At 67.7% G+C, this 19,849-nt stretch carries 14 protein-coding genes and 3 tRNA genes; 2 read left to right on the forward strand and 15 right to left on the reverse strand.

Translation table 11 applies throughout. From position 1 onward, the window contains the following. Window positions 1-12: 12 nt before the first annotated feature. From OEJ36_RS05020 to OEJ36_RS05085, 14 genes are all read right to left on the reverse strand, one after another. Complete coding sequence (locus OEJ36_RS05020) at window positions 13-1,263, reverse strand: acyltransferase family protein (protein WP_263400594.1); 1,251 nt, start codon at window positions 1,261-1,263, stop codon at window positions 13-15. Window positions 1,264-1,288: 25 nt separating this feature from the next. Continuing rightward, entirely contained in the window at window positions 1,289-2,035 is a 747-nt protein-coding gene (locus OEJ36_RS05025; RefSeq protein WP_263400595.1) for an SDR family NAD(P)-dependent oxidoreductase, read from the reverse strand. 29 nt (window positions 2,036-2,064) lie between these two features. Continuing rightward, window positions 2,065-2,835, reverse strand: coding sequence for an aldolase (locus OEJ36_RS05030; RefSeq protein ID WP_263400596.1), 771 nt, complete (start codon window positions 2,833-2,835; stop codon window positions 2,065-2,067). 58 nt (window positions 2,836-2,893) lie between these two features. Then, entirely contained in the window at window positions 2,894-4,612 is a 1,719-nt protein-coding gene (locus OEJ36_RS05035; RefSeq protein ID WP_263400597.1) for a GMC family oxidoreductase, read from the reverse strand. A gap of 56 nt (window positions 4,613-4,668) precedes the next feature. After that, a complete protein-coding gene (locus tag OEJ36_RS05040) occupies window positions 4,669-5,433 on the reverse strand; it encodes an SDR family oxidoreductase (protein ID WP_021221813.1) in 765 nt (254 codons plus the stop codon). A 35-nt stretch (window positions 5,434-5,468) separates the two neighbouring features. After that, complete coding sequence (locus OEJ36_RS05045; protein WP_021221812.1) at window positions 5,469-6,194, reverse strand: cupin domain-containing protein; 726 nt, start codon at window positions 6,192-6,194, stop codon at window positions 5,469-5,471. 36 nt (window positions 6,195-6,230) lie between these two features. Further along, window positions 6,231-7,961 (reverse strand): FAD-dependent monooxygenase, encoded by a 1,731-nt coding sequence (locus OEJ36_RS05050; RefSeq protein WP_263400598.1) that lies wholly within the window; start codon window positions 7,959-7,961, stop codon window positions 6,231-6,233. Between the two features lie 22 nt (window positions 7,962-7,983). Then, on the reverse strand, window positions 7,984-8,697 hold the full coding sequence (locus OEJ36_RS05055) for a class I SAM-dependent methyltransferase (protein ID WP_263400599.1): 714 nt from the start codon (window positions 8,695-8,697) through the stop codon (window positions 7,984-7,986). 35 nt (window positions 8,698-8,732) lie between these two features. Continuing rightward, complete coding sequence (locus OEJ36_RS05060) at window positions 8,733-11,201, reverse strand: AMP-binding protein (RefSeq protein ID WP_263400600.1); 2,469 nt, start codon at window positions 11,199-11,201, stop codon at window positions 8,733-8,735. A gap of 55 nt (window positions 11,202-11,256) precedes the next feature. After that, a complete protein-coding gene (locus OEJ36_RS05065; protein ID WP_263400601.1) occupies window positions 11,257-12,054 on the reverse strand; it encodes a class I fructose-bisphosphate aldolase in 798 nt (265 codons plus the stop codon). Between the two features lie 9 nt (window positions 12,055-12,063). Then, window positions 12,064-13,389 (reverse strand): 3-dehydroquinate synthase II, encoded by a 1,326-nt coding sequence (locus tag OEJ36_RS05070; protein WP_263400602.1) that lies wholly within the window; start codon window positions 13,387-13,389, stop codon window positions 12,064-12,066. Window positions 13,390-13,974: 585 nt separating this feature from the next. Then, a tRNA-Lys gene (locus OEJ36_RS05075) sits at window positions 13,975-14,050 on the reverse strand. An 11-nt stretch (window positions 14,051-14,061) separates the two neighbouring features. Continuing rightward, window positions 14,062-14,138 (reverse strand) — tRNA-Pro (locus OEJ36_RS05080). A 9-nt stretch (window positions 14,139-14,147) separates the two neighbouring features. Continuing rightward, window positions 14,148-14,223: transfer RNA gene (locus OEJ36_RS05085), tRNA-Asn, on the reverse strand. A gap of 204 nt (window positions 14,224-14,427) precedes the next feature. Here OEJ36_RS05085 and OEJ36_RS05090 point away from each other — a divergent pair. Further along, entirely contained in the window at window positions 14,428-16,740 is a 2,313-nt protein-coding gene (locus tag OEJ36_RS05090; protein ID WP_263400603.1) for a DUF1631 domain-containing protein, read from the forward strand. 10 nt (window positions 16,741-16,750) lie between these two features. Continuing rightward, window positions 16,751-17,083 (forward strand): PilZ domain-containing protein, encoded by a 333-nt coding sequence (locus OEJ36_RS05095; protein ID WP_263400604.1) that lies wholly within the window; start codon window positions 16,751-16,753, stop codon window positions 17,081-17,083. Window positions 17,084-17,145: 62 nt separating this feature from the next. Here OEJ36_RS05095 and clpB read toward each other — a convergent pair whose 3' ends face one another. Then, a complete protein-coding gene (gene clpB / locus OEJ36_RS05100; RefSeq protein ID WP_021219354.1) occupies window positions 17,146-19,710 on the reverse strand; it encodes an ATP-dependent chaperone ClpB in 2,565 nt (854 codons plus the stop codon). Window positions 19,711-19,849: the final 139 nt, after the last annotated feature.

The raw sequence follows: 19,849 nt of genomic DNA on the forward strand, positions 1-19,849 counted from the left end.
CGCGCCGGCGACCTATGGGGCCGGCGTGGGGGCCAGGGCTTGTGGGGCCGGTTCGGCGGGCAGGCGGGAGCGTTCGGTGATGCGCTTGCCGAGGGCGATCATGGGTTTCTCCACGGTGCGGTGGATCAGTTCGGTGGCGCCGAATACCAGCACCAGCATCAGCGCCGTGTACTGCGGCCAGAGCGCGTCGGTGATGGCGATGCCCTCGCTGCGGGTGTAGCGGAACATCAGCTCCAGGGTCAGGTAGAACATCGGGATGTGCACCAGGTAGAAGGTGTAGGAACGCTTGCCGAGGTAGTCCAGCACCCACTGCAGCGGCTGCGGGAAGACGATCAGGTTGCCCTCGCAGGCCGCCATGAACACCAGCGCCAGGGACAGTGCGCAGACCACCGGCACCGCCAGGGTGTTGCCGAAGCCGATGGCGGTGACGCTGCCCAGCACCAGCGCCAGCAGCGTCACCACCAGCGCCCCGGCGTAACGATGGCGGCCGGCACGCACGCGGATCGCCTCGAACCAGCTCTGGGTGGTGGCCAGGTACAGCAGGCAGCCATAGATCAGTCCGTCGCAGCGGGTCTGGGTGAAGAAGAACACCTTCATCGGGTCGGAGAGGCTGAAGGGCCGCAGCACCAGGCTGACCAGCAGCAAGCCGCCCACCAGAGCAATCACCCGCGCGCGGGTGCTTTTCAGCAGCAGCAGGAACAGCGGGTAGAACAGGTAGAACTGCTCCTCCACCGACAGGCTCCAGTAGGGCGCCAGCGGCACGCCGCCGGCGATCTTGTTGTCCGGCAGCCAGAAGTTGAAGGTGTAGGTGAAGATGCCCAGCGCCGCCTGGGCGTTGTACACCGGCGGGGCGAAGTACTGGCCCTGGTTGAGGAACAGGCTGAACAGCATCACCAGCGCCACCACCAGCCAGGCCACCGGCAGGATGCGGAACACCCGGCGCACGTAGAAGGCGCGGATGCAGGCCGCCCGCTGCACGCCATTGCGCAACCCGTCCAGCTGTTCCAGCAGGGTGCGCGAGATGATGTAGCCGGAGATCACGAAGAACAGGTCGACCCCGGCCCAGGCGTTGCCGAACAGGTCGAGCACCGACTCGGGCTTGGGGTAGTGCATGGTGAAGGTCCAGGGGTAGAACACCTGGTACAGGTGGACGTAGAAGGTCAGCAGCACGGCGATGGCGCGCAGCCGGTCGAGTTCGAGGTTCCTCGACGTGCCGCCGTGGGCAGCGAGCCCGGTGGCGGGCAGTTCGGTCTTCATGTTCATGGTGTCTACCCCTGGCGGCCCGTGATTACAGCTTGGTGCCGCCGTCGACGCTGAGGATGTCCCCGGTGATCCAGCGCGAGGCGTCGGAGGCCAGGAACAACGCCGCGTCGGCGATATCCTCCGGCTGCGCGATGCGCTGCAGGGCCTGGATGCCGAGCACGAAGTCGCGCCCCTCGTCGCTGCGCACGAAGCTGGACATCTCGGTGTCCACCACCCCCGGGGCCAGGCCGTTGACGCGGATGCCGCGCCCGCCAAGCGCCTGGGCGAAATGCAGCACCAGGGTGTCCAGCGCGCCCTTGGTGGCGGCGTAGGCGGGAATGTCCCCCACCGCCGAGCGCGCGCCCAGGGAGGAGATCAGCACCAGGCTGCTGCCCTCGCCCAGCAGCGGCAGCAGTTGCTGGACCAGGAAGAACGGCGCGCGCACGTTGACCGCGAACAGCCGATCGAAGTCCTCGATGCGGGTCTCCTCCAGCGTCGCGGTCTGGGCGATGCCGGCGCTGGCCACCAGCACGTCCAGGCGGCGCACGCGCTCACCCACCTCGGCGGCGAGGATGCGCGGCCCTTCAGCGCTGGCGAGATCGGCCACCAGCACATCGGCGCGGCCGCCCCGATCGCGGATCTCGGTGACCACGCCGTGGGCCTCGTTGACCCCACGGTTGCAGTGCACCAGCACATAGGCGCCGGCGGCGCCGAGGGCCAGGGCGGTGGCCTTGCCGATGCCACGGGAGGCCCCGGTGACCAGGGCGTTCTTGGAAAGCAGGGATTGCTGCATGGCGGAAACCTCGTGAAGAAAGTGAAGGGTCAGAAGGGCAGCTCGCGCAGGGCGCGGCGGGCGAAGTAGTCGAAGGTGGCGCGGCTGCGTGTGGGCTGGAGGATCCAGTCATGGGCCTCGCGGGCCAGGGCCGGGTCGATGTCACGGATTTCCCCCGCCGCCTCGGCCAGCAGTTGCATGCGCGCAGTGCGCTCCACCTGCACGGCGAGCACGCAGGCCTCCTCGACACTGCGGGCGGCGATCACCAGGCCGTGGTGGGCCAGCAGGGCAGCACGGCGGTGCTGCAACACCGAGGCGATCAACTCGCCCTCCTCGTTGCCCACCGGCACCCCCGGCCAGCGCGCGAGGAAGGACACCTCGTCGTAGAGCATGCAGCTGTCCATGTGCGCCACCTTCAGCGGGCGCTCCAGCAGCGACAGCGCGCTGGCGTGCATGGGGTGGGTGTGGACGATGCAGTTCACGTCCGGGCGCGCACGGTAGATCCAGGAATGGAAGCGGTTGGCCGGGTTGGCCATGCCGTCGCCGGCCATCACCACCAGGTCCTCGTCCACCTCCAGCAGGTTGGCCGGGGTGATCTCGTCGAAGCCCAGCCCCAGGCGCTGGGTCAGGTAGCGCCCCGGAGCCCCGGTGCGCGCGGTGATCTGCCCGGCGAGGCCAGAGTCGTGCCCGTGGGTGAAGAGCACGCGGCAGGTCAGCGCGACCTTCTCGCGCAGCGGCCGCTCCGTCGCCACCAGGTGGGTGTTCATGGCGTCGACGCTCTTATCGATCAGCTCGGCCTTCTCGGCCAACAGGGTCTTCATGGCGTTGCCTCGGGTTCGGGTTGGGAAGGCCCGCGCCGATCATGGCGCGGGCATCGGCTCAGGCCGTGGCGTGGTGGGGGTGCGAGCGGCGTTCCTCCACCAGCACCTTCGCGGCGAGCTGGGCGACCGAGAGCACCGAGGCGTGGATATTCACCGCCGGCATCTCGGGGATCACCGAGGCGTCTACCACCCGCAACCCGTCCACGCCCCAGACCCGGAAGCGCGAGTCCACCACACTGCTGGCCGGGTCGCGGCCGGCGGAGCAGGTGCCGGTGTAGTGCAGGCCGGGGCCGGCGTTGCGGGCGATGAAGGCGAGCTTCTCGGCGTAGGTGCGCAGCGGGTCGGCCGGGTAGAGGCCGCCATTGAAGCCGGCCAACGCGCGGCTCGCGCCCAGGGCCAGGCCGCGCTCTAGAGCGAAGACCATGTTGTCGCGGTCGACGCGCTCGGCGAGGTAGCCCGGGTCCAGCAGCATGCTCTGCCGTGGGTCCGTGCCGGCCAGCCGCGCACGGCCGCGGCTGCGCGGCTTGGCGAGGAAGGGGATCAGCGTGTAGGAACCACCGGCCGGCGCCTGCAGCGGGCCGAAGGGGTACTGCATGCCGGCCACCTGCACGTCCGGGGCGAGGTGCGCCGGGCCGTTGCTGTAGTACGACATGGTCGACACGCCATTGGAGAGCTGCGGCGGCACGAACACCCGGGAGCGGTACTGCAGGCTCAGCAGCAGGTGGTCCTGCAGGTTGCGGCCCACCGCCGACAGGTGCTGGCGCACCGGGATGCCCTGGGCGCGCAGCTCGTCCAGCGGGCCGATGCCGGAGAGCATCAGCAGCTTGGGCGACTCGCAGGTGCCGGCACAGAGAATGGTTTCGCGGTTGGCGCGGATCTGCACCAGGGCGTTGTCCACCAGCGCGCGCACGCCCCGGCAGCGGTCGCCCTGGATGATCAGGTTGGTGATCAGCGCATCGGCCAGCACGCTGAGGTTGGCGCGGGCCAGGGCCGGCACCAGGAAGGCCTGGGCCGGGCCGACCCGGTAGCCGTCGGCGGTGGCGTTGACCTCGGTGACCCCGGCGCCATTGAGCGGGCGGCCGGCATTCAGTTCGATGGTGCGCAGCCCGGTGTCGCCGCTGGCAGCCAGGTAGGCAGCGGTGAGCGGGTGCGGGTCGGCGTAGCGGCCGACGCGGATGCGTGACGGGCCGTTGCCGGGGCTGCCCACCGGCCGTGCCATATCGTCATAGGCGCGGAGCAGCGCCTCGGCAGTCCAGGGGCCGCCGACATGGCGTTGCCACTGGGCCAGGTCGCGGGGGTCGCCGCGCAGCCAGATCATCGCGTTGATGCTGCCGGAGCCGCCCACCACCTTGCCGGCGGCCAGGGCCTGCTGGCGGTTGTCCAGTTGCGCCTGGGCGGTGCTCTGGCGGGCCCAGTCGGTGTCGCTGCCGATGTTCTGCAGCCACAGGGCCACCTCGCGGACCTTCGGTTGGTCGATGCGGTGGCTACCGGCCTCGATCAGCAGCACCGAGGCGCCGGTGGCGGACAGGCGATCGGCCAGCAGGCAACCGGAGGAACCGGCGCCGACTATCACGTAGTCGTAGTCCAAACGGTGGGCCGGACGGCCATCGCGCTCGCCAGCCAGTGCGGCGGCGGGCAGCAGGCCCATGCCGGCGGCACCGGCGCCCGCGCCGAGGGCCAGCAGGCGGGTAAGGAAATCGCGACGGCCGGAGGCGCCGAAGCCGGCTGCGCCCTCCCGGATGGCGTCGAGCGACGGGGAGTCGTTGTGCTTCTTCATGTTCGTTCCTGAACGAGGTCGGCTTCCTGGGGCGGGGGCGCGAGGCCCCCGCCGGTTCACGTGCGGGTGATGGTCACGCCGCCTTCCACGAACAGGGTCGTGCCGGTGACGAAGCTGGAGGCATCGGAGGCCAGGTACAGCGCCGACTGGGCGATCTCTTCCGGGCGCGCCATGCGTTTGAGCGCATGGATGCTCTCGACGAAGGCCTTCTGCTCCGGGGTGGAGGCGGCGGCGCGGCCCATCTCGGTGTCGGTGCCACCGGGCAGCAGCACGTTGACGCGCAGGCCCTGGCCGCCGTACTCGGCCGCCAGGGTGCGGGTCAGGCCCACCAGCCCGGCCTTGCTCGCCGCGTAGGCGGCCATGCCCGGGAAGCCGACGCTGTGGCCGACGAAGGACGAGGTGAAGATCAGCGAGGCGCCGGGGCGCTTGAGCAACTCGGGGATCTGGTGGCGCGCACAGAGGAAGGCGCTGGTCAGGTTGGTGTCGATCGTGTCGTGCCAGCCTTCGAGGGAGATATCGGTCACCGCGCCCAGGGCGCCCATGGAGCCGGCGTTGTTGAAGGCGATGTCGAGGCCGCCGAAGCGGCTCACCGCCAGGGCCACCGACTCACGCACGCACTGCTCGTCCTTGATGTCGCCGGCCAGGGCGACGGCCACGCCGCCAGCAGCGGTGATCTCGTCCACCAACCGCTCCAGGGCCTCGCCCCGACGGGCCACGGCCACCACCTTGGCGCCCTCTTTCGCGAAGAGCTTCGCGGCCTCGAAGCCGATGCCGGAGCTGGCCCCGGTCACGATCGCGGTCTTGTTCGCCAGAATACTCATGTGTCACCTCGTTCCTTGTTGGGTTGTCCCGTGTTTCACGCCTGCTTGGCGGATTCGAACAGCCTGATCAGGCCGTCCAGGTTCTTGCCGAAGGGCGCCTCGCCCTCCTCCACCTTCTCGGCGTACTGCCAGAAGTCGGTGCTGAACATCATTCCGTAGTCGCGCGCCTCGCTGACCGCCTTGAGCTGCACGATGGGGTTGTTGCGTGCGCCACGGACGCCCGGGAGGATCGGCCGGGCGATGGATTCGAAGTAATCCTTGAGGGTTACTTCGGGTGTATCCGGGGTCCACACCAGCCACATCATCACGGTCTTGTCGGAGATGTTGAGGAAGCCATGGATGTGGTTGCGCCGGCCGAAGACCATGGCGCCCTTCTTCATGGGGATCATGCGGATGGTGTCGCGCCCGGAGACGTCCGGCGGGTTGTCCATGTCGGTGTAGGTGCGGGTGCCCATGAGCATCACCACGCCGCCGTCGGGGGCGTAGAACCACTCGTCCGTGCGGGTGTGCACGTGCAGCGGCGGGCCCGAGCCCGGGGGGATTTCCACCTTGGCCATCAGGTAGCGGCCACGGGTGGTCTCGCCGGTCTTCACGAAGCGGATCGAGGCGCCTTCCGGTTCGCCGTTGACCACTTGCGGGTTGGGGTCGTCCTCGATCAGGGCGAAGGCCGCCGCGTTCTCCTCGGCATCCTCGGCGTAGTCCGACTGCAGGTCCTGTTCCAGCATCTCGCCGGTGTCGAAGCCGGCTTCCAGTGAGCTCATACATCCTCCTTGCGGGTCAGTGACCCGGTCGTTGATCTAGCCAACCGCACCCAGGACGCTACCCAGCGCCTGGCCATCCTTCGGACTCACGGCACAGCCGTGGCCCACGAGCTTTTCCAATACCGCGCCGGCATCCTCCGGCACCGCGTCGCCACGCCAACCGATGTGCTGGTCGGGGCGCACCAGCAGCAGCCCGCAGCGGTAGCAGTCGCGGGCGCTGGCCGGCAGTTCCACCACCGTCAGCGGAATGCCACGGGCGGCGGCGGCATCGCGCAGGCGCTCCACCGACGGCGCATCGGGGCCGTTGCGCAGCAAGGTGAAGCCGCTGCCGAGCAGGTCGAATACCGAGCGTCGCGAACCCTCGCCCGCCGGCAGCCACAGGTGCGGCAAGCGCCCGCCGGGCACGGTGCTGGGCCGGTAATGCAGGGGGTCGTCTTCGGGCGGCTGGCCCTGCTGCCAGACGATGGGCGAGCCGTCGTAGCGCGCGCCCAGTTCCACACCGATGGAAGTGAACTGGCCGCGAAAGCCGCGCAACGAAACACCCAGCCGGGCGCGAGCGCGCTCGCCCTCGGTGCCCCGTGCCTCGACGGCGGCGGGCACTTCCACCTTGCCCACCCGTTGGGTGAGCTGGCGCGCGGCCTCGGTATTGCGCAGGGTGACCGGGCGCCGCTCCGCCTCGTAGGAAGCCAGCAGCCCCTCACCGGCCCAGCCCTGCACCGCGGCGGCCAGCTTCCAGGCGAGGTTGGCGGCGCCGTCGATGCCGGTGTTCATGCCAAAGCCGCCGGTGGGCGAGAACAGGTGGGTGGCGTCGCCGGCGAGGAAAACCCGGCGATCGGAGAAGCGCTCCGCTACCAGGGCCAGGCCGCCATGCCAGACGGCGTGGGCCAGCACCTCGACGCCGACCTCGGCGCCGATGCCCTGGCGGATGGCGGCGATGACCCGGTCGTCCTGGGGCATCTCGTCGTGGGAGCGCGCCTGGGTCATGAGCAGGAACTCGTCCTCGCCGTCCAGGCTGATCAGCAGCATGCGTGCATCGGGCGCCACCACGTTGTACATCCAGGCCTTGCGCCCGGCGAGGATGTCGCGGTGCAGCGCGGGGATGCGCACGTGGCTGGAGAACATGCGCCCGCTGAGGAAGCCGCCGCTGGAGCCATCCGGCCCCAGGTAGCCGATGCCGAGGGTGCGACGGACGAAGCTCTGGCCACCGTCGCAGCCCACCAGGTAGTCGGCGGTCCAGTGCTCGATGGCTTCGCCGCTGGCGCTTTCCACGGCGATCAGGCGCACGCCGTCGGCGTCCTGTTCGAAGCCGCTGACCCGCCAGCCGAAGCGCAGCTGGATGTTGGGGCGGGTGCGGATGTGTTCGAGCAGGAAGCGCTCGACGTACATCTGGTTGGCCCGCAGCAGCGGCTCGGGCACCTGGTCGGTGTCCTCGGCGCTGCGTGCGGCCGCCATGCGTTCGCGTTCGGACGGCATGTCCAGGCGCGCCAGTTCCCAGGCATTGAGGCGGGTGAAGTAGGCGACGTCGCGCGGGTGGTCCAGGGGCAGGCCGAGGCGGCGGATGGCCTCCGCCAGGCCCAGGCGCCGGTAGTGCTCCATGGTGCGCGAGTTGTGGGTGTTGCCCTTGGGGTGCCAGCGGGTGTTGCGCTCGCTGTTGAACAGCACTACGGGCACGCCGTGGTGGTCCAGGAACAGCGCGAGCATCATGCCCACGGGGCCGCCGCCGACGATGGCCACGGCGGCGTGCTGGGTCTTCTGGCCTGTGCTCACGATGAGCCTCCGTCGCTGCCGGTCAGGCGCCTGCGGATGCGTGCGCACCCGGCAGGAGCTGGAGGATGTCGTAGCGCGGTGCACCCGTGCCCTGGCCGGTCACCGAGGACAGCAACCGCGAGCCGTAACCGTGCTCGGCGAGCATCGTCTCCAGCGCGCTGCCGTCGCCCTGGCTGCTGAAGCCCATCAGCAGCAGGCCGCCTTCGGCGAGGTAGTCCGGCGCCTCGTCGAGGAAGCGCTTGTGGGCGGCGTAACCCGGGTCGCAGAAGGCCAGCATGATGGCCTTGTCGAACACGTGTTCCGCCTCGACGAAGACGAAATTGGAGTTCCAGAAGATGACGTCGAAACGCTCGCCCGCCTCCAGCACCTTGAACAGATCGCCCTGGCGGACCGACATCACCCCGGTGACGCCATGCCGCGCCGCATTGGCGCGGGTGTTGCGCACGGCGGCCTCGCTGATGTCGCTGGCCACCACCGCGCGGCAGCCCTCCAGGGCGGCGGTGACGGCAGTAACGCCGGCGCCGCAGCCGATCTCGAGGAAGCGTCCGCCCCGTGGGTAGGGCAGGTGGCGGGTGAAGATGCCGGTGGACTGGAAGTGGGTCGGCGGGAACACCCCCTCATGCACCACGAAATCGCGGCCCATGCATTCGTATTCGGTCTGCCCATCGGCCTCGGCGGCCGCGAGGCGCTGGCGGACCGACGCCAGTGCGCCGGCCTCCTGGATTGCTTGAGTCATGCTGAGATTCCTTCTGTGGATAACCGGCGAGGGGCTCAGAGCCCGTGCCCGGCAGCGGCGAGTTGGCGATCGGCGAGGGCCGGGCGCAGCAGGTGCAGCACCTGGTGCCCGCCCTCCCCGACCAGCAGTGCCTGGGCCACGCCACGCAGGTGACGCTTGAGCACCTTGCCGGTGGCGCCGACCGGCAGGAACGCCAGGTCACTGACCACGGCGACGGCGATGAAGCCCTCGGCGACGATCACGCCACGCTGGGCACAGGCCTCGTGCAGGGTGCGCAGCACGCGGGAGGCGATGGTGGCCGGGTCACCCGCATAGCGGTCGGGCAGCACCAGGGCGACCAGGCCGACACCACCGCTGCGGGCCGGGTCGACGCCGACCACGGTGACGTCGCAGACGCTTTCCACCTGCTGCGCCGCTTCCTCCAGCTGAAGGGTGTGCAGGGCGCCGGCCGGCGATTCGATGACGTCCACGGCGCGGTCGATCTGGAAGAACTCGCCGTCCTTGCAGAAGGCGATGTCACCGGTGAGGAAGTAGCCACCGCGCCAGGCGTCGACGGTCTTCTGCGGCTGCTTCCAGTAGCCGGAGGTGACGGTGGGCGAGCGCACGGCGAGCAGGCCGACTTCGCCGGGTTTCACCTCGTCGCCGCTGTGCGGGTCGAGCACCTTGGCCACGGCGATGTCCACCGGGCGGCCGATGCAGCGCTGGGCGGCGACGGCATCGAGGGTCGATTCGCTGCGGAACAGCGCCATGCCCAGTTCGGAGCTGCCGAAGGCGTCGATGAAGCGCGATTGCGGCGCGCCTTCAAGTACCTGGCGGATATGGCTCTGGTGCGAGGCATCGCCCATGGCGAACCAGCGGCGCACGGTGGGGAACTCGTCATGACCGATGCCGCCTTCGACCAGCAGCACATAGCTGCGCGGGAAGGCTGCCACCGTGGTCGGCGCAAAGCGCTGGATGGCTTCACGCAGCGCCTCACCCTGCTGGGTGCCGAGGACGAAGGTGGGGATGCCGTGGAGGATGGCGGTTTCCAGGTGGCTGATGGCCGCCGAGTGGGACTGTGGCAGGGCGCTGAGGAAGCGCTCGTCCGGGCCTTCGGCGAAGCGCCCGATGCGGGCACGCTTGCCCATGAAGAACTGCCGGTGCTCAAAGCGCACCGCCTTGGGCAGGCCGGTGGTGCCGGAGGTGTGGCTGAGCATCACCAGGGTGGAGTCCTGCGGCTCCAGTGGCCACCAGGCGGGCATGCGCGGTGCCGGGTCGAGGGCGGTGCGGGTTGCGTCGAGCACCGGGCGGCCGGCTTCGCGCCATTGCCGGGCGAAGTCGCTGGTAATCAGGGTGACGGCGTCGGTCACCAGGCGCTCGAAGCCGTTCTCGTCCATGTAGGCGATGCCGAACTCGGCCGGCATGGCCGGGTTCATCAGCGAGATGGCTGCGCCCAGGCTGGTCAGCGCCAGGTAGTGCAGCAGCGGCGCGAGGCCGTCTTCGACCGTGACCGCGACCACATCGCCGGGCTTCACGCCCTGCTCCAGGTACCAGGCGGCCAGGGCCATGCGGTGGTGTTGCAGGTCATTGAGCGACAGGGCGCCGACCGGCGTGCCGCGCAGCAGGGTCAGGGGCTTGTCGAGGAACAGGAACGGCTCGTCGGGAGTGGTGCTCAGCGCCAGGCAACGGTCGAGGAAGTTGCCGCTGCCGAGGGAGGCGTCGGCGCGCAGCGTTTGCAGGGCGTCGGCGCCCATCAGGGTGCTGGCGGCGCCCATCAGGGTGCTGGCGGCGCCGAGGGGCTGGCTGCTGGGGCCCTGGGCCAGTTCGGTGAGCATGGCCATGCGCAGGTGCACCATCTCCTCGCCGATGGCGATGACACGGGCACGCAGGTAGGGCCGCTCGACGAGCATGCGGTCGATGATCTCGCGCATGACGATGGCGTGGTCCTCGTCCTCCTCGATATGCAGCACGAAGAAGTGCTCGGCCTCGCGGGGTGCGTTGTGGCTGCGCAGGGCGTCGAGCACCGGGCCGTAGATCAGCGGGACAATGGCCTCGGCGCCGAGGCACAGGGCAGCCAGGCCGTCGATGGGGTCGCTGCTGCGGCAGTGGCGGAACATGCCGTCGATGAGCTGGCGGGTGCCGGGCAGCATGGGGCGGCTGCGCGGCGGTGCCGACATCAGGTCCATGGAGCGGCGGTACAGCTCGGCGTGGGAGATGTCCATGCTGTCGCCGCCGGAGAGCTCCTCGGTGAGGTTGCAGGACAGCGACTTGAACTCGCCCTGGTCGGCGATGCCGCCCATCAGCGCGCAGAGGTAGCGGGTGAAGTACTGCGAGTAGTAGTGGTGCTGGATGAGGAAGTGGCGCAGCTGGTCGAGGCTGACCGCGCCGTTGCGGCAGGCCACGAGGAAGGGGTTGGCATTGAGCCGGCCCAGCAGCCCCTCGGGGAAGAGGTCCTTCCAGAGCGGCGAGAGCACGTATTCGTTGCGGGCACCGATGGGCGCCGCGTTGTCGTCGAGGTATTCCATTGACCTGTCTCCCGGGGTTGATCGCTTGTGGCGATCGCGTGGGGTTGAGTTCCGTTCAAACGGCGCGACTGAGGTATTCCGTCTCGCCCTTGATGCAGTCGGCGAGGCGCCGCAGCAGTTCGAGGGGGCGTGGGTGCTGGAAGACGTTGCGCCCGACGCAGAGACCCGCCGCGCCACTGGCGAGGATGGAGCGGGTGAGGCTGAGCAGGCGTTCGTCTTCCGTGCGTTCGCCGCCGGCGAAGAAGATGCGGATGTCGCGGCAGTGGGTTTCCACCAGTTCGGTGCAGTCGCTGGCGGATTCGGGCATCGCCAGCTTCACCGCGTCGGAGCCGAGTTCGGCCACCACCCGTACCAGGTGGCTGAGGCGCTTCTGCCGATCACTGGCGGAGAGCCCACGGACCTTGTCGTAGAGCATGGTGAGGATGGGGAAGCCGGCGCTGTGGGCGGCGTCGGTCATGGCGCCGAGCAGGGCGACGTTGTGCTGGAAGTTGTCCTCGGTGAAGTTGATCTGGATCGACACCGCATCGGCGCCCAGCTCCAGCGCCGTGTCGATGCTCGACACCATGATCTTGGTGTCGGGCTCGGGGGCGATGCTGGCCATGCCGTTGAGGTGGAGGATGACCCCGGTGGAGGGGTGCAGCATGTCCCGCAGGATCAGCCGCTCGATCAGGCCCTTGTGGCCGATGACCGCGCTGATGTGGTCGCTGGCGATCCATTTCTCGAAGTCGGCGGTGTGGGTCATGCCGGCGATGGGCCCGAGGGTCAGGCCGTGGTCGATGGGCACGATCAATCCGCGCCGCGAGGCCGGGAACAGCAAGCGCCGCTCCCTCAGTACTCTGCTGACGTAGCTCATGGCGCGCCCCTATTTCTCGATGATCGATTCGTTGATCTTGATGCCCACGTGGCGGCCGGGCTCGGTGACATAGCCGAGGACCTTGTCGCCGGGCTTGAGCTCGGAGATGTTCAGCGGCTTGGCGGCGTCGGAGAAGATGCGTACGTGCCAGTCGTCCTGCATGAGGATGTTGACCCGCTCCTTGCCGGGGAACTCGACCTCGATCAGGCGCAACGGGCGCTGCTCGATCTTCATGCGGCCCACGGCGGCGCGGCGGACACGACCTTTGGAGTTGACGATCATGATCGGCGAGCCGGCCTTCAGCTCACTCATGTAGTCGGTGCGGTTCTCGGTGTTGAACACGTAGCAGTGCACGGCGCCGGCGTTGACGCGGAACGGCCGAAGCTCCATGTAGGGCAGGAAGTAGACCTCGGGGCAGCACAGCAGACCGCCCTGGGAGGTGCTGCCGACCAGCATGCCCTCGTCGGGCTCGAACAGGGTGGAGGCGTCGATGCAGGCGCGGTAGCCCATGCCCACCGGGCGGCTTTCGATCACGGTGCCGACCTGGATATTGAGGTTGGCGGCGCTCTGCGCCTGGGACATGCGGGCGAGGAATTCACTCATCACGCCGTGGTCGCGGGGCGAGAAGATCACCCCCTCGGCGCCGTATTCCATCACCCCGTAGGAGACGATGGCGTCATCCACGTCGGTGGGCGCCTTGATTTCCTTCATCAGCACGGTGGAGGTGGATTGCAGCGAGGCGATCACCAGCTCCAGCGGGATGTTGGTGGGGTCGCGGAAGAGGATCCACAGGTAGTTGCTGCGCAGCCCCAGGTCGATGGCGGCCAGCAGGCTTTCGCGATCATCGACGTAGCTGGTGTAGCAGGTGAGCAGGCCGTCGCGGCTCAGTTCGGCCAGGACGTCGGCGTCGTTGTAGGCGACGGAGCGGTTGCGGGCGGCGACGCCCTTCTTGAAGTCCTCGAACTGCGGGCCTTCGCGGAAGGCCTTGAGCTCGGCCGCGTTGCGCAGGCGCAGCACCACGTGCATCCGCGAGGGGACGGCGGGGAGCAGTTCGGCGAGGTTGTCCATATAAAGGACGATGCCGGTGTAGAGCGAGTTGATGACGCGGACGAAGATGCCATCGTCGGGGCGGCGGGTCGCCAGCTGGGCGCTGTCGAACCAGACCAGCTGGCTGTCATTGGCGGTGCGTTTGCTTTCGCCGCTGCTGCGGATGTTGGTGAGCCGCACCGACGTTCGCTTGGATACCGTTTCGGGGGTCTCGAAGGCCTGGTCGGCGGCGTCTTCACGGATCACCGGGACCTCCTTGCCTTTCACCCCTGCGCTTGCGTTGCTCATGTTCCCTCCAGGCTGCGAGCCATTCCATTCAACTTGGTCATGTAGAGGCATCCAGAATCAGCTGCGTACAGCATCTGCATCGCGCAACCACAATCGGGAGTTCCTCTCCCGCTGGAACCGTTCTCGTGCACCCGGCGCGGTAGTGCGTCTGGGCAAGCGTGCAAAAAGCCGAAGGGGACGAACGGTTCGTCTCCGCCTGCTTTTGCGTGGAGCGGAGTCTTTCCCAGGGGCAGGGGCGAGGAAAGACCATGTGGGCGATGGGGTATTCACTGAGGGGGATGGGGCGCAGGCAGACGCAACAGGTCCGCAGGCAGACCAGCCGTAGACAGGCGAAAAACAACGAAGCGGCACGGGCAGCCGGGAGAGAACCAGTCCCGTGAGGTCGGGTGTCAGACCCAAAAAGAATGTACAGAGCTGCGACAACTCGCCGCAGCAGCGGATCGACCGCTCAAACACGGGACTCTGGAGGTCTGGCACCAGTGCGCAGGTGCAGGAATGAACGGCCGGAAACGAAAAAGCCCACCTCGAGAGGTGGGCTTCTTGAGGAAGCCCGGCAACCTGACGGCTACCGGGCATTCCTGAATATGGTGGGTCGTGTAGGATTCGAACCTACGACCAATTGGTTAAAAGCCAACTGCTCTACCGACTGAGCTAACGACCCATAAAAAGGAGTGGTCGGGGTAGAGAGATTCGAACTCCCGACATCCTGCTCCCAAAGCAGGCGCGCTACCGGACTGCGCTATACCCCGTTTGGAAGTTGGCTCCGCGACCTGGACTCGAACCAGGGACCCAATGATTAACAGTCATTTGCTCTACCGACTGAGCTATCGCGGAACTTCTAACTTTCCAATCTCATCCGCTTTGAACCGTGGTTCGCTGCATCTGAGGCGCGCCATTTTACGTTTCCAGAACGAGCTGTCAACCCCTGAAAAGCGAATTTATACAATGCTTTGCAGTTGTCTGGCCGACTGCTATATCTGTGCCTATTCAAGATCACCTACAGGACGCGCCGGCCAAACGGCCCCGGCAGGACAGTCCATGAGCACCCAGGACACCCCCCCTCCTCCCTCCCGCCCGCAAACCATCCTTGCCAGCCGTGGTATCCAGCCACGCTTCGGCGAATTGGTGCAGAGCTGCCGCAAGCTGGTGATGAACCGGCTGGCGGAACACCTGACCGGCGTTTTCGCCCAGGTCGACGACACCTTGTTCGAATGCGCCGAAAAGGCCGAGAACAACCAGGTGCAGACGCTGTTCTTCGACAGCATGCGCGACGTGCGCAAGCAGCGGCCGCAGATCGAGCGCGCCTATCACCAGCGCATCGCCCAGCAGTTCGCCGACTTCCTCGATGGCACCCTGAAACCGGAACAGACGGCGGCCGAGATGGACGCCGACCGCCTGGAGCTGGTGCAGAACGAGGAATATGAAGAGAGCCTGCTTGTCACCAACATGGTCAGCCGGGTCAAGGCACGCTGCGCGCAGTCGCTGTTCGCCCTCGACCAGCGCCTGGCGCTGCTCAACAACGGCAAGAAGATAGGCGAGGACAGCAACCCCTTCGGTCCCCAGGCCATCGCCCAGGCCTTCCGCGAAGCCCTGGAGCCGACGCCCTTCCCGCTGCGCATCAAGACCATCCTCTACATGCTCTTCGACCAGCATGTGATGCAGGGCCTGGAGACGCTCTATGACGCGCTCAACAAGCGCCTTATAGAAGCCGGCGTGCTGCCCAACCTCAAATACACCGCGCAACGAGCCCCCAGCCCGGCGCGCAGCGCAGCGGTGAATGGCCAGCCCGCACCGGCTGTCCGCAGCGAGCCGCCCATGCCGGCCGCACCGCTGCCACCGCCCCCTGCCGACCTCGGCGCGCCGCCGCCCCTGGACCCGGGCGCCCTGTTCAGCGGCCTGGCCGCGCTGCTGGAGGAGCACCGCCAGCGCAACCTCGATACACCGCTGCTCGGCGGCACCCCCAGCATCGCCAGCTACGCCCCGCGGGGTGCCACGCGCACCTACAGCGCAGCGGAACTGCTGGAAGCGCTCAACCGCCTGCAGCAACAGTCGGCCCACGAACTCGCCGCACGCCTGCAACAGCCGCAGCGGGTGGACGGGCTCAAGGCCGACCTGCAACAACAACTGGAAACCCACAGCAGCCTGCCGGGACAGCAGAAGCTTTCCGACCAGGAAGCCGACGTCATCGACCTGGTGGGCATGCTCTTCGACTTCATCCTCGACGACGACAACCTGCCGGACAGCTGCAAGACCGCCCTCTCCCACCTGCACACGCCTTATCTGAAGGTGGCGCTGCAGGACAAGGCGCTGTTCACCCAGCATCACCACCCCGCCCGGCGCCTGCTCAACACCATGGCCCAGGCCGGCGTGCTCTATGGCGGCGAAGGCGAGGAGCGCGGGCTGCTGTCGAAGATGCAATGGGTGGTGGAGCGGATCATCCACGGCTTCATCGGCGACCTGCAGCTGTTCGACAGCCTGCTGGACGAGTTCAACGAATACGTCGCCACCCTGCGCCACAAGGTCGAGCTGCGCGAACGCCGCGCGGTCGAGGCGGCCAAGGGCCGCGACAAGCTGCTCAGCGCGCGCCAGCAGGCGGTGGACGCCATCGCCAAGGTGCTGGCCGGGCGCGAGCTGCCGAGCATCATCCGCAACTTCCTCGAACAGACCTGGAGCGACGTGCTGGTCTTCGTGCTGCTGCGCCACGGCGATCGCGGCGAGGAATGGCGACGCTCGCGGGAAGTGGCCGAGCAGTTGGCCTGGAGCGGCACACCGCTGGATGCCAACGGCCGCGAGCGCCTGCAAGGCTTGCGCGTGGCGCTGCTGGAGGACCTGCGCAAGGGCCTGGAACTGCTTGGTGGCTACCACGAGGACGGCATCCGCCGCCTGCTGCAGGACCTGGTGGCCTGCCAGCACGCTGTGCAGGGCCAGCAGCCGCAGCTGGCGGCGCAGATCAACCCCGACCTGCCGAAGAGCCAGCTCAGCGAAATGCTCGGCGAAGATGCCGGGCTGTTGGCGCCGGCACGCCCGTCGGGCCTGTCGCCGCGCGCCCAGTTGCTGGTCAAGGAACTGGAGAGCCTGGAGTTCAACACCTGGTTCGAGTTCGTCGAGGAGGGCCAGGGACGCAAGCTCAAGCTGTCCTGGTACAGCCCGACCACGCGCAACTACATGTTCGTCGACCACAGCGGCCAGCGTGTCGCGATCAAGCCCATCACGCTGCTGGCCAGCGAGATGGAACAGGGGCTGGCACGCATCATCGCCCCGGAACACAACGCACCGCTGGTGGACCGCGCCCTGGGCGCCATCTACCGCGTCCTGCAGCGTTTCACCGGCCGCAATGCCGAGCCGAGCTAAGGAGTCCCCCATGGAAGACCGTCGACATCGCAGCCGCCACGCCACGGAACTCCAGCTGGAGGTTTACGACCTGCACTCCGCCCAGCGCCTGGGCCGGGTGGTGGACCTCTCCGCCGATGGCTTCATGCTGTTCAGCGAATCGCCACTGGCCACCGATTCGGTGTGGGAATGCCGCATCGTCTCGGCCACGCCGGTGGAAGGCGTCAGCGAAGTACGCCTGGGCGCCGACTGCCTGTGGAGCCGCCCGGGCGCGGACGGCCAGCACAGCTGGGCCGGCTTCCACATCATCGACCTGGCCGAAGACCAGGCCGCGTCCCTGGAAGTGCTGCTCCGGCACATCTGAGGCCGCGCACCATAAAAAAGCCCCGCAATGCGGGGCTTTTTCTTTCCGGCTGGGCGGCATCATCAGACGAAGACGATGTCCTCGCCTTCCACCTTGCCGCTGATGGCGATGCCCGGGGCGAACTTGCCGGCCAGGATCAGTTGCGCCAGGGGGTTCTCGATCCAGCGCTGGATGGCACGCTTGAGTGGGCGAGCACCATAGACCGGGTCGTAGCCAACGGCGATCAGCTTGTCCATCGCCTCGCTGGACAGCTCCAGGTTCAGCTCCCGCTCGGCCAGGCGCTTGCGCAGGCGCTGCAGCTGGATCTCGGCGATGCCGGCGATCTGCTCGCGAGCCAGCGGCTCGAACACCACCACCTCGTCGATACGGTTGATGAACTCGGGACGGAAGTGGTTGCTCACCGCATCCATCACCGCCGCGCGCTGGGCTTCGCGATCCCCTACCAGTTCCTGGATCTGCGCGGAGCCGAGGTTGGAGGTCATCACCACCACCGTGTTGCGGAAGTCCACGGTCCGGCCGTGGCTGTCGGTGAGGCGACCGTCCTCCAGCACCTGCAGGAGGACGTTGAAGACGTCCGGGTGGGCCTTCTCGACCTCGTCCAGCAACACCACCGAGTAAGGCTTGCGCCGCACGGCCTCGGTCAGGTAGCCGCCTTCTTCATAGCCCACGTAGCCCGGCGGCGCGCCGATCAGCCGTGCCACGGAGTGCTTCTCCATGAACTCGGACATGTCGATGCGTACCAGCGCCTCCTCGGTGTCGAAGAGGAACTCGGCCAGGGATTTGCACAACTCGGTCTTGCCGACACCGGTCGGGCCGAGGAACAGGAAGGAGCCGCTGGGGCGGTTCGGATCGGACAACCCCGCACGGGAGCGGCGCACGGCGTTGGCCACGGCGACCACCGCTTCGTCCTGGCCGATCAGGCGCTTGTGCAGCATGGCCTCCATGTTCAGCAGCTTCTCGCGCTCGCCTTCGAGCATTTTCGAGACGGGGATGCCGGTCCATTTGGAAACGACCTCGGCGATTTCCTCATCGGTGACCTTGTTGCGCAGCAGCTGGTTCTCGGTCTTGCCGTGCTGGTCGACCATCTGCAGGCTGCGCTCGAGGTCGGGGATGATGCCGTACTGCAGTTCGGCCATGCGCTGCAGGTCACCCTTGCGACGGGCGGCCTCCATGTCCAGGCGGGCTTGCTCGATGCGCTGCTGGATCTGCGCCGAGCCCTGCACTTCGGCCTTTTCGGACTTCCAGATCTCTTCCAGATCGGCGTACTCGCGCTCCAGGCGGGCGATGTCGTCCTTGAGCTTTTCGAGGCGCTTGAGGGCGGCGTCGTCGTCCTCCTTCTTCAGGGCCTCCTGCTCGATCTTCAGCTGGATCAGGCGGCGCTCGAGACGGTCCAGCGCTTCCGGCTTGGAGTCGATCTCCATGCGGATGCGGCTGGCGGCTTCGTCGATCAGGTCGATGGCCTTGTCCGGCAGCTGGCGGTCGGTGATGTAACGGTGCGACAGCTTGGCGGCGGCGACGATGGCACCGTCGGTGATGGTCACACCGTGGTGCACCTCGTAGCGCTCCTTGAGGCCACGGAGGATGGCGATGGTGTCTTCCTCGCTGGGCTCGTCCACCAGCACCTTCTGGAAGCGGCGCTCAAGGGCTGCGTCCTTCTCGATGTACTGGCGGTATTCGTCCAGGGTGGTGGCGCCGACGCAGTGCAGCTCACCGCGGGACAGCGCGGGCTTGAGCATGTTGCCGGCATCCATCGCGCCTTCGGCCTTGCCGGCGCCGACCATGGTGTGCAGCTCGTCGATGAACAGGATGATCCGGCCTTCCTGCTTGGACAGCTCGTTGAGCACCGCCTTGAGGCGCTCCTCGAACTCGCCGCGGAACTTGGCGCCGGCGATCAGCGCGCCCATGTCCAGGGACAGCAGGCGCTTGTCCTTGAGGCCGTCCGGCACTTCGCCGTTGACGATGCGCTGGGCCAGGCCTTCGGCGATGGCGGTCTTGCCGACGCCGGGTTCGCCGATCAGCACCGGGTTGTTCTTGGTACGGCGCTGCAGGACCTGGATGGTGCGACGGATTTCATCGTCACGGCCGATCACCGGGTCCAGCTTGCCGTCCTCGGCGCGCTTGGTCAGGTCGACGGTGTACTTGTCCAGCGCCTGGCGGGATTCCTCGACGTTGGGGTCGTTGACCGCCTGGCCGCCACGCAGGTTGGCGATGGCGTTCTCCAGCGCCTTGCGGGTGACGCCCTGGCCGAGCAGCAATTTGCCGAGCTTGGTGTTCTCGTCCATGGCGGCGAGCAGCACCAGTTCGCTGGAGATGAATTGGTCACCCTTCTGCTGGGATAGGCGGTCGGCCTGGTTGAGCAGGCGCGCCAGGTCCTGGGACAGGTTCACGTCGCCAGTGGGGTTCTGGATCTTCGGCAGCCCGTCCAGCTCCTTGGTCAGAGCGCTGCGCAGGGCGGCGATGTCGAAGCCCACCTGCATGAGCAGGGGCTTGATGGAGCCGCCCTGCTGGTCGAGCAGGGCGAGGATCAGGTGAAAGGGTTCGATGGCCGGGTGATCGTGGCCCACGGCCTGGGACTGGGCATCGGAGAGCGCCAGTTGCAACTTGCTGGTCAAACGGTCGATTCGCATAGGGCAGTCCTTCCTTTAAAGAGCGGGCTGGAGCGATGAAGGCTCCGGAGACGAGAAGCCCGCCGAGATGAAGTCTAGATAAGGACGATTCTGGGCGATTCAAGCCATCGCGACTTGACGGGGGTCAGTCGACGACGGT

It is taken from the genome of Pseudomonas sp. PDM13 (assembly GCF_025685765.1).
In the GTDB taxonomy this organism is placed as follows: Bacteria; Pseudomonadota; Gammaproteobacteria; order Pseudomonadales; family Pseudomonadaceae; genus Metapseudomonas; species Metapseudomonas solani.

Coding starts and splice junctions, on each gene's coding strand:
- OEJ36_RS05090 (WP_263400603.1), top strand. CDS start 14,428: ATGAGCACCCAGGACACCCCCCCTCCTCCCTCCCGCCCGCAAACCATC.
- OEJ36_RS05055 (WP_263400599.1), bottom strand. CDS start 8,697: ATGACTCAAGCAATCCAGGAGGCCGGCGCACTGGCGTCGGTCCGCCAG.
- OEJ36_RS05070 (WP_263400602.1), bottom strand. CDS start 13,389: ATGAGCAACGCAAGCGCAGGGGTGAAAGGCAAGGAGGTCCCGGTGATC.
- clpB (WP_021219354.1), bottom strand. CDS start 19,710: ATGCGAATCGACCGTTTGACCAGCAAGTTGCAACTGGCGCTCTCCGAT.
- OEJ36_RS05025 (WP_263400595.1), bottom strand. CDS start 2,035: ATGCAGCAATCCCTGCTTTCCAAGAACGCCCTGGTCACCGGGGCCTCC.
- OEJ36_RS05060 (WP_263400600.1), bottom strand. CDS start 11,201: ATGGAATACCTCGACGACAACGCGGCGCCCATCGGTGCCCGCAACGAA.
- OEJ36_RS05095 (WP_263400604.1), top strand. CDS start 16,751: ATGGAAGACCGTCGACATCGCAGCCGCCACGCCACGGAACTCCAGCTG.
- OEJ36_RS05040 (WP_021221813.1), bottom strand. CDS start 5,433: ATGAGTATTCTGGCGAACAAGACCGCGATCGTGACCGGGGCCAGCTCC.
- OEJ36_RS05030 (WP_263400596.1), bottom strand. CDS start 2,835: ATGAAGACCCTGTTGGCCGAGAAGGCCGAGCTGATCGATAAGAGCGTC.
- OEJ36_RS05045 (WP_021221812.1), bottom strand. CDS start 6,194: ATGAGCTCACTGGAAGCCGGCTTCGACACCGGCGAGATGCTGGAACAG.
- OEJ36_RS05020 (WP_263400594.1), bottom strand. CDS start 1,263: ATGAACATGAAGACCGAACTGCCCGCCACCGGGCTCGCTGCCCACGGC.
- OEJ36_RS05035 (WP_263400597.1), bottom strand. CDS start 4,612: ATGAAGAAGCACAACGACTCCCCGTCGCTCGACGCCATCCGGGAGGGC.
- OEJ36_RS05065 (WP_263400601.1), bottom strand. CDS start 12,054: ATGAGCTACGTCAGCAGAGTACTGAGGGAGCGGCGCTTGCTGTTCCCG.